General features: G+C 73.4%; 10 protein-coding genes, 1 tRNA gene and 1 pseudogene. 11 read left to right on the top strand and 1 reads right to left on the bottom strand.

Features of this window, described 5'->3' with window-relative positions:
• Nucleotides 1-76: 76 nt before the first annotated feature.
• The 11 genes and pseudogenes from JN350_RS21075 (at nt 77) to JN350_RS14590 (ending at nt 12,938) form a co-directional block, all read left to right on the top strand.
• Nucleotides 77-610 (top strand): NAD(P)/FAD-dependent oxidoreductase, encoded by a 534-nt coding sequence (locus JN350_RS21075; RefSeq protein ID WP_461963117.1) that lies wholly within the window; start codon nt 77-79, stop codon nt 608-610.
• Nucleotides 592-960, top strand: a complete 369-nt coding sequence (locus JN350_RS21070; RefSeq protein ID WP_461963115.1) for an FAD-dependent oxidoreductase — start codon at nt 592-594, stop codon at nt 958-960. Before JN350_RS21075 ends, JN350_RS21070 begins: the two co-directional genes overlap by 19 nt.
• Before the next feature lie 45 nt (nt 961-1,005).
• Nucleotides 1,006-1,077 (top strand) — tRNA-Gln (locus JN350_RS14630).
• Between the two features lie 242 nt (nt 1,078-1,319).
• Nucleotides 1,320-2,537, top strand: a pseudogene (locus tag JN350_RS21065) (AMP-binding protein); the annotation flags it as partial.
• Nucleotides 2,538-2,793: 256 nt separating this feature from the next.
• Complete coding sequence (locus JN350_RS14620; protein WP_205462644.1) at nt 2,794-4,338, top strand: alpha/beta fold hydrolase; 1,545 nt, start codon at nt 2,794-2,796, stop codon at nt 4,336-4,338.
• 193 nt (nt 4,339-4,531) lie between these two features.
• Nucleotides 4,532-5,461: a glycosyltransferase family 2 protein gene (locus JN350_RS14615; protein WP_205462643.1), complete on the top strand. Its 930-nt coding sequence runs from the start codon at nt 4,532-4,534 to the stop codon at nt 5,459-5,461.
• The gene (locus JN350_RS14610; protein ID WP_111086028.1) at nt 5,458-6,420 is read left to right on the top strand and encodes a glycosyltransferase family 2 protein; all 963 of its coding nucleotides are present in this window, start codon (nt 5,458-5,460) and stop codon (nt 6,418-6,420) included. The genes JN350_RS14615 and JN350_RS14610 overlap by 4 nt, the downstream gene beginning before the upstream one ends.
• The gene (locus JN350_RS14605) at nt 6,417-7,466 is read left to right on the top strand and encodes a glycosyltransferase family A protein (protein ID WP_205462642.1); all 1,050 of its coding nucleotides are present in this window, start codon (nt 6,417-6,419) and stop codon (nt 7,464-7,466) included. Before JN350_RS14610 ends, JN350_RS14605 begins: the two co-directional genes overlap by 4 nt.
• 460 nt (nt 7,467-7,926) lie before the next feature.
• Nucleotides 7,927-9,966 carry a hypothetical protein gene (locus JN350_RS14600; RefSeq protein ID WP_205462641.1) on the top strand — a complete coding sequence of 680 codons (2,040 nt, stop codon included), beginning with the start codon at nt 7,927-7,929 and terminating at the stop codon, nt 9,964-9,966.
• A 114-nt stretch (nt 9,967-10,080) separates the two neighbouring features.
• A complete protein-coding gene (locus JN350_RS14595) occupies nt 10,081-11,934 on the top strand; it encodes a DUF7402 domain-containing protein (RefSeq protein WP_205462640.1) in 1,854 nt (617 codons plus the stop codon).
• Entirely contained in the window at nt 11,919-12,938 is a 1,020-nt protein-coding gene (locus JN350_RS14590; protein WP_205462639.1) for a glycoside hydrolase family 16 protein, read from the top strand. Before JN350_RS14595 ends, JN350_RS14590 begins: the two co-directional genes overlap by 16 nt.
• A gap of 48 nt (nt 12,939-12,986) precedes the next feature.
• On the opposite strand, the gene JN350_RS14585 is transcribed toward JN350_RS14590, so the two are convergent.
• A complete protein-coding gene (locus JN350_RS14585) occupies nt 12,987-14,111 on the bottom strand; it encodes a glycosyltransferase family 4 protein (protein WP_240347744.1) in 1,125 nt (374 codons plus the stop codon).
• Nucleotides 14,112-14,131 lie beyond the last annotated feature (20 nt).

Genomic DNA, 14,131 nt, shown 5'->3' with positions numbered 1-14,131 from the left:
CGCCGAGCCCCCGGTCGTCCACGACGTCGCGGTCATCGGCGCCGGACCGGCCGGCCTGAGCGCTGCGCTCAACCTGGTGCGGGCGAAGCGCACGGTGCTCCTCGTCGACGCCAACCGGCCGCGCAACGCAGCGACCCTGCGGTCGCACGGCTTCCTGACGCGCGACGGGATCTCCCCGCTCGAGCTCCGGAAGCTCGGTCGTGCCGAGGTCGAGGAGTACCCCGAGGCGACGATCGTGCAGGCCGTGGTCGACCTGGTGGCCCCCGACGCCGACGGCTGGCGGCTGCACGGGACCTGGCGCGGCACCGAGGTGGATGCGCGGGCGCGGACCGTCGTCGTCGCCACGGGGCTGCGCGAGGAGTTCCCGGCACTGCCGATGCTCCGTGCGTTCTACGGCACCGCGGTGCACAGCTGCGTCGAGTGCGACGCGTACGAGAAGGCGGGGAGCCGCTCGCGTTCATCTGCGAGACCGACGACGTCGTGGACCGGGCACTGCTCATCGCGGCGTGGGCCGACGACCTCATCGTCTACACGAACGGTGTCGCTCCGCTCGACGACGCGGGGCGGGCGCGGCTGGCACGTGCCGGTGTCGTGGTCGACGAGCGGGTGATCGAGGACCTCGAGGGCGACCGGACCGGCATGACCGGTGTCCGGCTCGTCGACGGCCACGTGGAGCCACGGACGGGCGGGTTCGTCCGGCCGACCTGGCACGCCGACCTCGACTGGCTCCGCACCGACACGCCCGGCGCGCCGACCGCTCCTGAGCGAGATGCCCAGGGACTCCTCGTCGTCGACCGGGTCGGCCGGACCACGGTTCCCGGGCTGTACGCCGTGGGGGACGTGACCCCTCCCGGGCCGGAGCAGCTCATCGTCGCCGCCGGACACGGTGCCACGACGGCCGCGGCAGTGCACCGAGACCTCGTGGGTGGTCTCGTCGACCTCCGGGATGCTGTACAGTAGTTGATCGTGCCCCGGACAACGGGGACAGAAGGCCAGAAGGCCTTTTGGGGTATGGTGTAATTGGCAACACAGCGGTTTCTGGTACCGTCGTTCTTGGTTCGAGTCCAGGTACCCCAGCACTCGAAGAACAGCCCCCGGGATCCCCGGGGGCTGTTCTCGTCTCCGGACTCCTGCGTCTCCAAGCCTCCATCGGAGATCCACAGGCTCCGGACTGCGCATCCCGAGGTTGCGCGGAACCGCACGATGCTCCGCGCCCACCCGGGCCGGCCCCGGCCCTGAACCGTCCCCGTTCGCGGGCCGAGCACGCTGGCGGAGGTGCGCCGGGCCTCCCGGTCGGGTTGCGTGACCCCGCACCCCGCGTGACACGGCTCGTGGGCCGTACCGCGTCGGACGTACCGTCGCAGGACCGGCGCGGGACCCGCGGCGGCCCGCCGACGAGCATCCGAGGTGTCATCGTGACCTCCGCCGACCCGCTGACGACGACCGAACACTGGACCCACCGCGCCGCGATCCCGCTGGCCGACGACCACTCCGTCCTGGACCGCTGGGACCGTGTGGTCGCGCTCCACGGCGACGCCGCTGCTCTTGCCGGGGACGGCCGTCCCTACACGTTCACCGAGGCGGACCGGGCGGCGCGCGACCTCGCCTCGGTGCTCGGGGCCGAGCTCCGACCCGACGACCACAGTGGTGCCGGCGTCGGCGCCGTGGCCGGTGGCGCGTCGAAGCCGGTCGGGGTGATGGCCGGCCAGACCACCGAGGCCGTCGTCGCGATCCTGGCGCTCGTCCGCGCGGGGCGCACCGTGGTGGTGCTCGACGAGCACCTGCCGGCGGTCCGCCTCGGGCACGTCGCACAGCTCGCCGGGGTCGACGAGGTCGTGGCGGACGCCGCACGCGCCGACCTGGCGGCGACCGTCGTCGCCGACCGTGACGGCCGGGTGCACGCGCTCGACGAGCTGATCGAACGACGCGGCGAGACCGCGGGCAACGGAACGGAGACGAGCTCTCCGGCCGACGCGAACGGCACCACAGCGGCCGACAGCCGTGCCGGCACCCGCCCGGGCGGTCACGACGCGTTCGCGATCGTGTTCACCTCCGGCTCGACGGGCATGCCGAAGGGCGTCGTCCTGACGCACCGGCAGCAGCTCGCGAACGCCGAGCAGGACGCCGTCGCCCTCGGCACCGGACCCGGCGACCGCCTCGGCGTGGTCCTGCCGCTGTCGTTCGCCGCCGGCCTGCTGTTCTCGTTCGACACGCTGCTGAGCGGCGGCAGCGTGGTGCTCCTCGAACCCCGCGAGCTCGGGGTCGAACGCCTGCTCGCACGGTTCGCCGACGACGGTGTGAACGTCCTCGTCTGCACCCCGCACCTGCTGCGCTCGATCGTCGGCTCGCAGACGGCTCCCGGGGCGCAGGCGTCCGGGGCGGGCCCCGCGCTCGGCGGCCTCCGCTTCCTGATGACCACCGGCGAGGCGGTGACCGGTGCCGACATCGCCGCCGCCCGACCGCACCTCGACCCGACGACGCTGCTGTTGAACGCCTTCGGGTCGAGCGAGACCGGCTGCGTGGCGTACTGCCCCGTGGAGCCCGGTGCCCCGGTGCCCGAGGGGTCGTGCCCGCGGGGTGGCCACTGCCCGGTAAGCAGGTGCTCGTGCTGCGCGAGGACGGCAGCCCCGCCGACCCGGGGAGACCGGCGAACTCGTCATCGTCTCCCAGGGCCTGACCGCCGGGTACTGGGGCGCCCCGGAGAAGACCGCCGAGCGCGCCGGACGCACCGACGACGGCACGCCGACCTGGCGTCAGGGGGACCTGGCCCGGATCGAGCCGGACGGGCGGCTCGTGCTGCTCGGACGCTCCGACGACGCCGTCAAGGTGCGCGGGTACCTCGTGGAACCGAGCGAGGTCGAGGCGGCGCTCCGCGCGATCCCCGAGGTGCACGACGCCGTCGTCACCGCGCAGGTCGACCCGCCCGCCGTCACGCGCCTCGTCGCGTACGTCGTCGGCCGTCCGGGCCAGCGCACGCCCGCGCCCGCGGCCCTGCGCCTGGCCCTGCGCGACCGCCTGCCGGAGTACATGGTGCCGGCGTCGATCGTGCCCATGACCGAGCTGCCGCGGAACGAACGCGGCAAGGTCGACCGTGCCGAGCTGCCGGGAGCACCGAGCATCGAGACCGAGATGGTCGAGGGCGAGTACGACCAGTGGGAGCTCGTGGTCGGGCAGATCTGGGCCGAGGTGCTGGGCCTGCGCGGCGTCCACCTCGACGAGGACTTCTCGGCCCTCGGCGGCGACTCGTTGTCGGCGGAGGAGATGCTCGCGCTCGTGCAGAGCCGTCTCGGCATCGACCTGCGCTCGTCGGACGTCCTGCAGCACCCCACGCTCCGGGCGTTCGCCCGTCGGGTGCGGAGCGGCACGACGGCGCTGCCGAGCCACCCCGACGTCGTCAAGGTGTCCGGCGCGCGCGAGTCCGGCCGTCCGCCGGTGTTCTGCTTCGCCGGCGGTGGAGCGCTCGCCCTGACGTTCCTGCCGTTGTCCCGCTACCTGCCCGAGCACGATGTGTACGCGTTCCAGCAGCACGGCCTCGAGCGTCGGGGCGTGCCGGACTGGAGCATCCGGGCCAGCGCCCGCCGGTACGTCGCCCTGATGCGCATCGTGCAGCCGCGCGGACCGTACCTGCTGGTCGGCCACTCGCTCGGCGGGCTGATCGCGCTCGAGATCGCCCGGCTGCTCACCGAGAGCGGCGAGCAGGTCGAGCACGTCGCGTTGCTGGACACCTACCTGCCGCGGACCGGGGCCGAGGGGTCCGACAGCAGTTCGGACGGCTCGAGCCCCGCGAGCACCGCAACCCCGCCGTCCGTGTCGTCAGCCAGCGCCTCGCCGGGGCCGTCCGGCGGGTCATGCCGTCCGGCATGTCGTGGGGCGAGCACGTCGCGAAGCGCGCGCGGGCCTACAGCGCGGGCGTGCTGCGGCACGGTGGGCAGAAGGACTTCGACGCCTTCTTCGACCAGGCCGAGCTCGTCACCCGGCGGCACCACCCGACGCCGTTCCACGGACGGGCGACGTACGTGCTCGCCGATGCGAACCCGGACGCGACCGGCTGGTCCGCGCTGCTGCGCGGGCGGACCGAGACCGTGCGGATCGCGGCCGAGCACAGCTCGCTGCTGCGGGAACCGCACGTGGCCGACCTCGCGACGGCGCTGCGTGCGGAGTTCGCGACGGAGGGCGCGGCCCGGAACTGAGCCGGGTGACGGACGGGAGGCGCGGTGCCAGCTGGCACCGCGCCTCCCGTCCGCCTGTCGGAGCGTCCACGGCACGTGGCCGGCGCGCGGTGTTGCGGGTTTCCGTATCCGCAGCCGAGTGTCCGCAATGGACCGCACCGCGCATTGACCGCCTGCCAGCCCGCGACGATGGTTGGACACGCGGGGAGAGTACCCACTCACCTGCGAAGCCGGCGGCGTCGTACCCGCGTCCCGCTGCTCGACCGACGACGGTCACCGTCGTCGATGCGTCATCCGAGGACGCGCCGCTCGTCACACGAGCCACAACCCGACAGCAACCCTGACCCGACAGGACCGCGCCCATGCCCGCACGTACCGTTCGCCCTGCAGACCCGAGGGTCTCCGTCGTCATCCCGGCGCGGAACGAGGCCCGAAACCTCGAGATCATCCTGCCGAAGCTCCCGCCGGTGTACGAGGTGATCCTGGTCGACGGCAACTCCGTCGACGACACCATCGCCACCGCGCAGCGCGTGATGCCCGACATCCGCGTCGTGCACCAGACCCGCAAGGGCAAGGGCAACGCCCTCGCCTGCGGGTTCGAGGCCGTCACCGGCGACGTCGTCGTCATGTTCGACGCCGACTGCTCCGCCGACCCGGACGAGATCCCGCGCTTCGTGCAGGCGCTCGTCGAGGGTGCCGACGTCGCGAAGGGCACCCGCTACTCGCTCGGCGGCGGTAGCGACGACATCACGATCGTCCGCAACATGGGCAACCGTGGCCTGAACATGCTCTGCAACATCATCCTCGGCACCCGCTACAGCGACCTCTGCTACGGCTACAACGCCTTCTGGGCCGACGTCCTGCCGGAGATCGGCCTGCTGTCCTCCGAGCTGCCGAAGCCGTCCGACGGCTCGATGCTCTGGGGCGACGGGTTCGAGATCGAGACCGTGCTCACCTGCCGTTGGTCGGCCGCCGAGCTCGCGATCACCGAAGTCCCCAGCCACGAGAAGCTCCGCGTGCACGGCTCGAGCAACCTGAACGCCGTGACCGACGGCATCCGCGTGCTGAAGTCGATCATGCACGAGCGTCGTCGCGCAGCGATCGGCCGCTCCGAGGTCCGTCGCGCGGCGATGAGCGTCGTGCCGCCGGCCGAGCAGCTGGCCGCCGCACCGCACGCCGCCGCACCCCACGCCGCGTCGGCCGGAGCGCACGCCTCGGTCCACGCGGCCGGGCACGCCCCGCACGCCGCTCCCGTCGCCGCCGTGGCCAGCCTCGAGGAGGAAGTCGCGTGACGACCGTCGCGGTCGTCATCTGCGCCTACACCCAGCAGCGCTGGGGCGACCTGCAGGACAGCGTCGAGTCCGCCAAGCGCCAGCCCGAGGCCCCCGAGGTCGTCGTCGTGATCGACCACGAACCCGAGCTCCTCGCCCGCGCCGCGGCGCGCTGGCCCGAGCTCCGCGTCGTCCCGAACACCGAGGACCGCGGCCTGTCCGGCGCCCGCAACACGGGCGTCGCCCTCACCGACGCCGACGTCGTCGCGTTCCTGGACGACGACGCGACGGCCGACCCGGACTGGCTCGGCCACATGCTCACCGCCCTCGAGGACCCGGACGTCGTCGGCGTCGGCGGCCGGGCCACACCGTCCTGGCCCACCGCCACCGGTGCCGGCCCGTACGCGGACGAGCTCCTCTGGATCGTCGGCTGCTCCTACCGCGGCCTGCCCGAGACCCCCGGCGACGTGCGCAACGTCATCGGCTCGAGCATGGCGTTCCGCCGTGACGCGATCATGCTCGCCGGCGGGTTCCGCTCCGGGATCGGCCGCGTCGGCAACCAGCCGCTCGGCTGCGAGGAGACCGAACTCTGCATCCGCATCGCACAGGCCCGTCCGGGTGCACGCATCCGCCACGAACCGCGCTCGAACGTCTCGCACCGGGTCTCCCCGGACCGCGTGACGATGCGCTACCTGCGCCGGCGCAGCTACTACGAGGGCATCTCGAAGGCCGTCCTGAGCCGACGCGTCGGCACGGGTGACTCGCTCGCCAGCGAGTCGACGTACCTGACGAAGGTCATCCCCGGAGCGGTGCTGCGCGAACTGCGCCACATCGGTCGTGGCGGTGCCCTGCGTGCCTTCGCGATCGTGCTCTCCGTCGCGTCGACCGTCACGGGCTACGCCGTCGGGCGTGTCCTCGGTGGCGTCGTCGTCCGCACCCCGGCCCCCGTCCCGGTCGCACAACCGGTGGGTACGCGGTGACCCGCGCGACCCTGGCGATGGTCATCTCGCCGATCGTGACCGGGGCGCTGTCCCCGACGTGGGACGGCGCCCTGTGGGTCGGCGAGGTGGACCGCGCCGACGTGCACGCGTCCAGCCACCGCGACGTGGTCGCACTCGAGGGCGCCGCGGGCTACCGGCGCGCTCGACTGCTCGTCCGCGACCACGGTGAGCCGCTCGGCTTCGTCGAGGCGGACATCACCGAGCGTCGCCGCATCGGCGGGACGATCGACGTCCGCGCCCTCCAGCGCGCGATCCGGCCGATGCCGGCACCCGAGCGTCGGCCGGCAGCAGGTCTGGTGCTGCCGTCCGTCACCGTGGTGCTCTGCACGGACGGGGCCGCTGGTACCACCATGCGGTCGGTGCTCGCCAACGAGTACCCCGACTTCGACGTCGTCGTCGTCTCGCACGGCGCCGACGACGGCGGCGCCGCGACGGTCGAGATCGGCGGTCGGCACGTCACCACGATCGCCGCGCCGACCGGTGGCCTCGCGGCCGCCCGCAACGCCGGACTCCTCGCCGCGAGCGGCGAGGTCGTCGCGTTCGTCGCCGAGGGCGCCGTCGTGGACGGTGACTGGGTCGCCGCGTTGGCAGCCGCGTTCGCCGCGGACCCCGACGTCGCCTGCGTCACCGGTCTCGTCCCCAGCGCCGAACTGCGCACCCCGCGCAGCGCTGGCACGACGACCGCACCGCGGCCGGCCGCACCGTCCGCCGTCGGGTGTTCCGCCTCGACGACACCGACGACGCGCCCCCGCACCACCCCTTCGCCGCCGCTGCCTACGGCACCGGTGACAACCTCGCCGTGCACCGCGCGACCGCGCTCCGGATCGGCGGCTTCGACACCGCCTTCGGACCGGGCACCCGCGTCGGTGCCGGCGACGACCTCGACCTCTTCACACGACTGCTGTTCGCCGGATCCGCGATCGCCGTCGAACCGGCCGCCATCGCGTGGCAGCGATCGGCGGACGACGTCGCGTCGCTCCGCGCCGCTGCAGCCGCGCACGGCCACGGACTCGGAGCCTGGATGACCAAGAACGCCATCGACCGCGAGTCGCTCACCGCATCGGTGGACGCAGCGCCCGAGGCGCTCAGCGCCTTCGCACGACTCGGCCTCGAGCAGGGCGACCGTGCGACGGACATCGCCGGCGACCAGCCCGGTGACGCGGACCGCGTGCCCGACGCGGTCGACGCCGAGTTCGCCGCCACCCAGCGGCGGCTGCGCGGGGTCGAGCAGCGCTCGGTCCTGACGGCGCCGTTCCTGGCGCTCGTCGAACGCCTGCGTGGCGGCGGCACGATCGACCGGAACGCCCGTGGTCGCCACGAGCTCCGGCACGGCCTGGCCTCGGCCGGTCCCGCCCGCCCGCTCGCGGTGGACGCGATGAGCCCGATCGCTCGACTCACCGCAGCGGCGATCGTCGTCCTGACGCTCCTCGTCGCCGGGGTCGCCGCGATCGCCGGACTCCCGGTGCTGCGGGGAGCGCGATCGGCGTGTACCTGTTCGCGCTGCTCGGCGTCGCGCCCCTCCTGCTCGTCCGCCCGATGCCGCTGGCACGCTTCAGCGTCTTCGCGGTCACGGCGTCGCTCGTCGGCACGATCGGCATCGGCTACACGATGGCGACGTTCCAGCTCTGGAACCCCACGGTGCCGTTCGTCGGGGTCGTCGTGCTCACCGCCGTCGCCCTCGCGATCGCCGTGCCGCGTGACGTCGCCGAACTGCAGCGCGCCCGCCTCGAGCCGGCCGCCGACGGCACCACGGCCCGTCGCTGGACCACGACCGACACCGTCACCGCCGGCTCGGTCGTCGGCCTGCTCGTCATCGTCGTCGCCGCGCTCACGCACATCGGCGACCCGGTGCCGGACGGGCTGTTCGGGTCGCTCGGGCCGGGCCTGGTCATCGGACTGGCGATCGTCGTCGCCGCTGCCGTCGTCGCCCTGGTGCGCGGTCGCGGACTCGCGATCCCGGTCGTCGTGCTCGGCGGGTCGATCCAGCTCGCGCAGGCCATCACCTACGGCATGCCCACCGTGATGGCGGCCGCCCGCCACATCGGCGTGCTCGAGTACATCCGCCGCTGGGGCTCCACGAACCCGGCCGCCGACATCTTCCAGACGTGGTCCGGCCTGTTCGCCGGCGGCGCCTGGGTCGCGGACGTCGGCGGGATCGACAACGCGATGACCATCGCCGCGTGGGTCCCCGTCCTGCTGGCCTTCAGCACGACGATCGCCGTCGGGGTCCTGGCCGCCAACTGGCTGTCCGGCAACCGTCGCCCCTGGATCGCCGCGTTCCTGACCGCGATGACCGGCTCGCTCAACACGACGTACTTCTCGCCGCAGTCGGTGGGCATCCTGATGTCCCTGGTGATCCTCGTGCTGGCCGTCGGCCCGCTGCGACGCACCGCGGTGACCGCAGCCGACGGCGTCCGCTCGACGATCCTGCGGGCACGCCGCGTCGGCCTGTCGCGGATCATCGCGATCACCGTGATCGGCATCGTGCTGGTCGTCACCCACCAGATCTCGCCGTACCTGACGGTCGCCGCACTCGTGACGCTCATCGTGTTCCGGCTGCTCCGCCCCTGGTGGCTGCCCGTCGTGGTGCTCGTGCCGGCCGTCGGCTTCGCGCTGCTGAACGACGACATCCTCGGCAAGTTCCTGTCCCTGGGCGCCGTCGGCAAGGTGCTCGACAACGTGCAGCCGCCGACGCACGACATGACGGTCCTGCCGAAGCCGCTCGTCACACGGCTCGCGTTCGACATCCCCGCGGCAGCCCTCGTGGTCCTCGGCCTCGTCGCCGTGATCACCGTGCTCATGCGCCGCGACCGCGTGCACTGGGGACTGCTGGCCACGGCGGCGAGCCCGATCTCGCTGCTCGTGGCGACGAACTACGGCCAGGAGGGCATCTTCCGTGTCGTGCTGTTCGCGACACCGTGGATCGCGATCCTGGCGGCTGGGCTCCCGATGCCCAGCGGCCGGCTGGCTCCCGTCGGTCGACTCGTCACCCGTGCGGTGCGGCCCACGGCGGTCAAGGTCGTCGTCGCTGCGGGCGCGGTCGCCGCGATGGTCGGGATCGGCGCGTTCGGTCAGACCGCCCTCGACTGGAACCGCGTCCCGACGCGCAGTCAGTCGGCGGCGACGCAGTTCTACGACGCGAACGCGCCGAAGGGCTCCATGATGCTGCTGACCGGTTCGGCGAACGCCGTCCCGAGCAACACCGGTGCACGCTACTTCGACGTCGGGGCGCTGTCCCGCGAGGTCCTCGGGGCGTACCCGGAGCCGGAGGGCTACGACGCCGAGGCCGACGTGTCCACGATGACCCGCCAGCTCGTCCTGGACTGGCCGGCGACGAAGTACTACGCACTGGTCGCCGAGCCCTTCGGCGCCTACGACGAGCGGTACGGGTACCAGACCGACGCCGACTACCAGGAGCTCGCGGCCGCCATGGCCGACTCGCCCTACTGGAAGCGCGTCTTCGGCTCGGGCACCACCGCCGTCTACGAACTGACCCCGGCAGGACTCGCACATGCCACGAACTGAACACCGCACGACCCGGGCCCCCGGCGGACGTGGCGCACGCGCGCCGCGTCCGCCGCGGCGGTCCTGGGGGTCCTGGCGGTCGTCGTCGCCGTCATCGCCGGACCCGGCGGTGCGATGTCCGCCGACGCACGAGGCCGGAAGACACCGCCGCCGAGCACCCCGACCAGCACGTCGACGCCCACGCCGAGCAGCACACCGACGAGTGGCACGCCCTCCGCGAACGCCGACTGCAGCGCTGGCCGGGTCCTCACGATGGTGGCGCACGCCGACGACGACCTGCTGTTCTCCGGAACCGAGCTCCGCGCCGACATCGACGCCGGCAAGTGCGTCCGTTCGGTCGTCGTCACCGCAGGTGACGCCGGCAAGCCCGCCTGGTACTGGCAGGCCCGCGAGGACGGGTTGATGGCGTCGTACGCGTCGATCGCCGGCGTCTCCTCGAACTGGACCGCCGGGCAGCTGTCGGTCGCCGGCCACACGCTCCGCACGGCGACCCTGGCGACGGCCCCGCGGCTCAGCCTGGTGTTCCTCGAGCTGCCGGACGGCAACATCGACGGCTCCGGCTTCGCGGCCACGGGCGGCGAGAGCCTGGAGAAGCTCTACGACGGCCAGATCAGCACGATCCACACCGTCGCCGGGGCAGCCCAACCGACCTCCTTCTCGCTGACCGACCTCCGCGCGACGTTCTCCGGGCTCGTCACCGGGTACGCGCCGACCGAGATCCACACGCTCGACCACGGCGGCACGTACGGCGACGGCGACCACAGCGACCACCACACCGTCGCGTACCTCGCCGACCAGGCGCAGTCCGCGTACACGGCGACGCACACGTTCACGGGCTACCTCGGGTACCCGATCGCGGACCGCCCGTCGAACCTGAGCTCGGCGCAGACGGCCGCGAAGGCCGCCGCGTTCTTCGCGTACGCCGCGTACGACGGTGAGACCTGCGGTTCCACCTCCGCCTGCGCGTCGCGCCCGGAGGGCTCCTGGCTGAGCCGGCAGTACGCCGTCGGCTCGTCGGCCCAGCCCCCGACGGACCCGCCGACCTCGCAGGGCACCGACGTCACCGCCGGCGCGACCGTCACCGCGAGCGCCGAGAACCCGGCCGACGGCCAGACCGCCGTGAAGGCCGTCGACGGCGTCGTGAGCGGCTACCCGGACGCCCCGACGGCCGAGTGGGCGGCGCCCGGTGGCCGGGCGGGCACGTGGATCCAGCTGAACTGGTCCGCCGGCACGACCCTGCACGAGATCGACCTGGCCGACCGGCCGAACGGCGACGACCAGGTGACCGGCGGCACGCTGACGTTCTCCGACGGCACCAGCGTCGCCGTCCCGTCGCTCGACAACGGGGGAGCCGTGCAGCGCGTCGCGTTCAGCGCCCGACAGGTCACCTGGGTGCGGTTCACGGTCGGTTCCGTGAGCGGCACGACCCGGAACGTCGGCCTCGCCGAGATCCGGGCGTTCCGGCCGGCGGACACCACGCCGACGCCGACGCCGACGCCGACGCCGACGCCCACGCCGACGCCGACCCCCACCCCGACGCCGACGCTGTCGGACGTCACCGGTTCGGCCACACCGACCGCCGCGTGGGACGACCAGTCCACCGGGCAGACCGTCGCGAAGGCCGTCGACGGCGTCGTGTCGGGCTACCCCGACAACCCGACGGCCGAGTGGGTCGCCCCGTGGGGCCGGACCGGGGTGTGGATCCAGCTGGACTGGGCCGCCTCGCAGCACCTCGGTCGGATCGTCCTGCACGACCGCCCGAACAGCTCGGACCAGGTCACCAGCGGCACCCTGACGTTCTCGGACGGCAGCCAGGTCGCGGTCGGCACGCTGCCGAACGGCGGCGACGCCCTGACGGTCGACTTCACCCCGCGTGACGTCACCTGGGTGCGGTTCACGGTGACGGGCGTCTCGAACAGCACGGGCAACGTGGGACTCTCCGAGATCCGCGCGTGGACGACCGGGTGACCGACGAGCAGGGTGACGGCCAGGAGGCCCGCCCCACGTGGTCGGAACACGTCGCCGACGACGCGGCATCCGCCCACGGCGCACCACCGGCACACGGTCGCGGCCTGTCCCGGCACCGACCGCCGCGGCGCCCCCACACCCGCCGGACCGCGCTCGCGGCCGGCGCCCTGCTCGTGGCTGCCGGCATCGTCGCCGGCACCACGACCGCGACCACCACGGCGAACGGTGACGACGTGACCCTCGACGACCCGAGCGGCGTCTCGATGCCGAGCTCCGAGCCCGAGGGGTGGACCCGGGTGTTCGGTGAGGACTTCGCCGACGCCGCCACGAACCGCACGTTCGAGTCCCGGTACTCGGACCGGTTCGTCGCCTACCACGGGTTCGCCGACACCGCGGGGACGGGGCGCTACCAGGCGTCGACCCTGTCGACGCACGACGGCGTGCTCGACGTGCGTCTGCGCACCACGCGCGCCGGGGTGCCGCTTGCGGGAGGTGTCGTGCCGCTCGTCGACGGCGAGTGGGGCGGGCAGACCGCCGGCCGGTACAGCATCCGGATGCGCAGCGACGAGGTCGACGGCTACGGCGTCGCCGTGCTGCTCTGGAGCGACGAGAACCTGTGGTCGGACGGTGAGATCGACTTCCCCGAGGGAGCGCTCGGCGCGCCCGCGTGGCTCAACGTGCACTGCCTGGCCGACCCCGCCGAGAAGTGCATCCACCAGCAGACCGAGGCGTCGCTGAAGGACTGGCACACCTACACGATCGAGTGGACCGCCGACCGGATGTCGTTCCTGGTCGACGACGAGGTCGTCGGCACCACGACGGAGAACATCCCGACCGCTCGGATGCACCTGGTGGTGCAGGCCGGGTCGAACGCCGGGAACCCGCCTGCGGACGCCGCCGGGTCGCTCCTCATCGACTGGATGACGATCGACGTGCCGGCGGACGGTGCCGAGCCGAGCGCGTCGCTGCCGGACGACACCGCGACGACGGTCCCGAACGACTGAAGCGGCGCCGACCTCGTCGTCGGCGCCGCTTCAGGTCGTCGTCGTCCGTCAGTGCTTCGCGTGCACCTCGAGCGACCGGAGCAGCGCCGCGACGTGCCGCTCCCGGCCGTACCGGTCCCGCACCCAGGCGCGGCACCGGTCCGCCAGTCCGGGTTCCGTCTCGGCCGCGTGCAGCGCCTCGAGCACCTTGTCGGCCAGCGCGCCGGTCTCGGTGGGGTCGACGGTGAACCGCGCCCACTCACCGCTGAGGATCTCGGCGGTGCCGCCCGACGCCGCCGAGACGACGGGTCGTCCGGTGGACATCGCCTCGACGACCACGCGGCCGAACCCCTCGGGCTCGATGGAGGGGGCCACCACGACGTCGGCTGCGTGCAGCAGGGGGACGACGTCGTCGCGCTCGGGCACCACGACCACCGACCCCTCGGGCAGCCTGGCGATCGCGCGCTGCACGGCGGGGGCGTCCTGCGGGTACAGCGCACCCGCCAGGACGAGCACCGGAGGCGGGGCGGGCGGTGTGCCGGGCCCCACGAGGACGCGGGCCGACGCGTGGACGCGACCCCACGCCTCCAGGAGGGCCAGGACGCCCTTCGACCGCGTGAGCCGTCCGTAGTAGAGCACCACGGGGCGGTCCTGGTCGAGGCCGAGCGCAGCGCGTGCTCGGCGCGTGCTGGCCGGCGTGGCGGCGGGGAACGCCGCGGTGTCGACGCCGTTCGGGACCACGTCGACGCGGTCCGGCGGGGAACCGACGGCGGTCCAGGCACGTGCCATCGCCGCCGAGACCGCGAGGTACCGGGTCCGGCCGCCGGCGAACGGGCCGAGCCGACGGTAGTTCGGGGCGTGGTGCAGGTGCACGGCCAGGGGGACGCCGGACACGAAGGACACGACGCGGCCCCACGGCAGGAACTCCGGACGGTTCAGCCACAGGACGTCCGGGCGCGAGCGGCGGAGGCGCAGGCCCTCACGGACGAAGCGGAACACGTCCGTCGGGACGGTCCGGATGCCGAAACGGTAGTCGCGGGCATGGCGCAGTCGGACACCGAGCCGGTCGAACACCGCGCGGCCCTCGTCCGGGTCGCCGTCCGGGCCGGCGCGGTGCCACACCTCGACGTCGTGGCCGGCCGCGACGAGCTCGCCGACGTCCTCGACGACGCAGCGTTCGACACCGCCGGTGATGGCGAGTCCGTTGGTGGCGA

The sequence above is a fragment of the Curtobacterium sp. 24E2 genome, from assembly GCF_016925595.1.
Lineage (GTDB): Bacteria > Actinomycetota > Actinomycetes > Actinomycetales > Microbacteriaceae > Curtobacterium.
The sequence above is the reverse complement of the archived record's forward strand: the minus strand, read 5'-3'. Positions and strand labels throughout refer to the sequence as shown.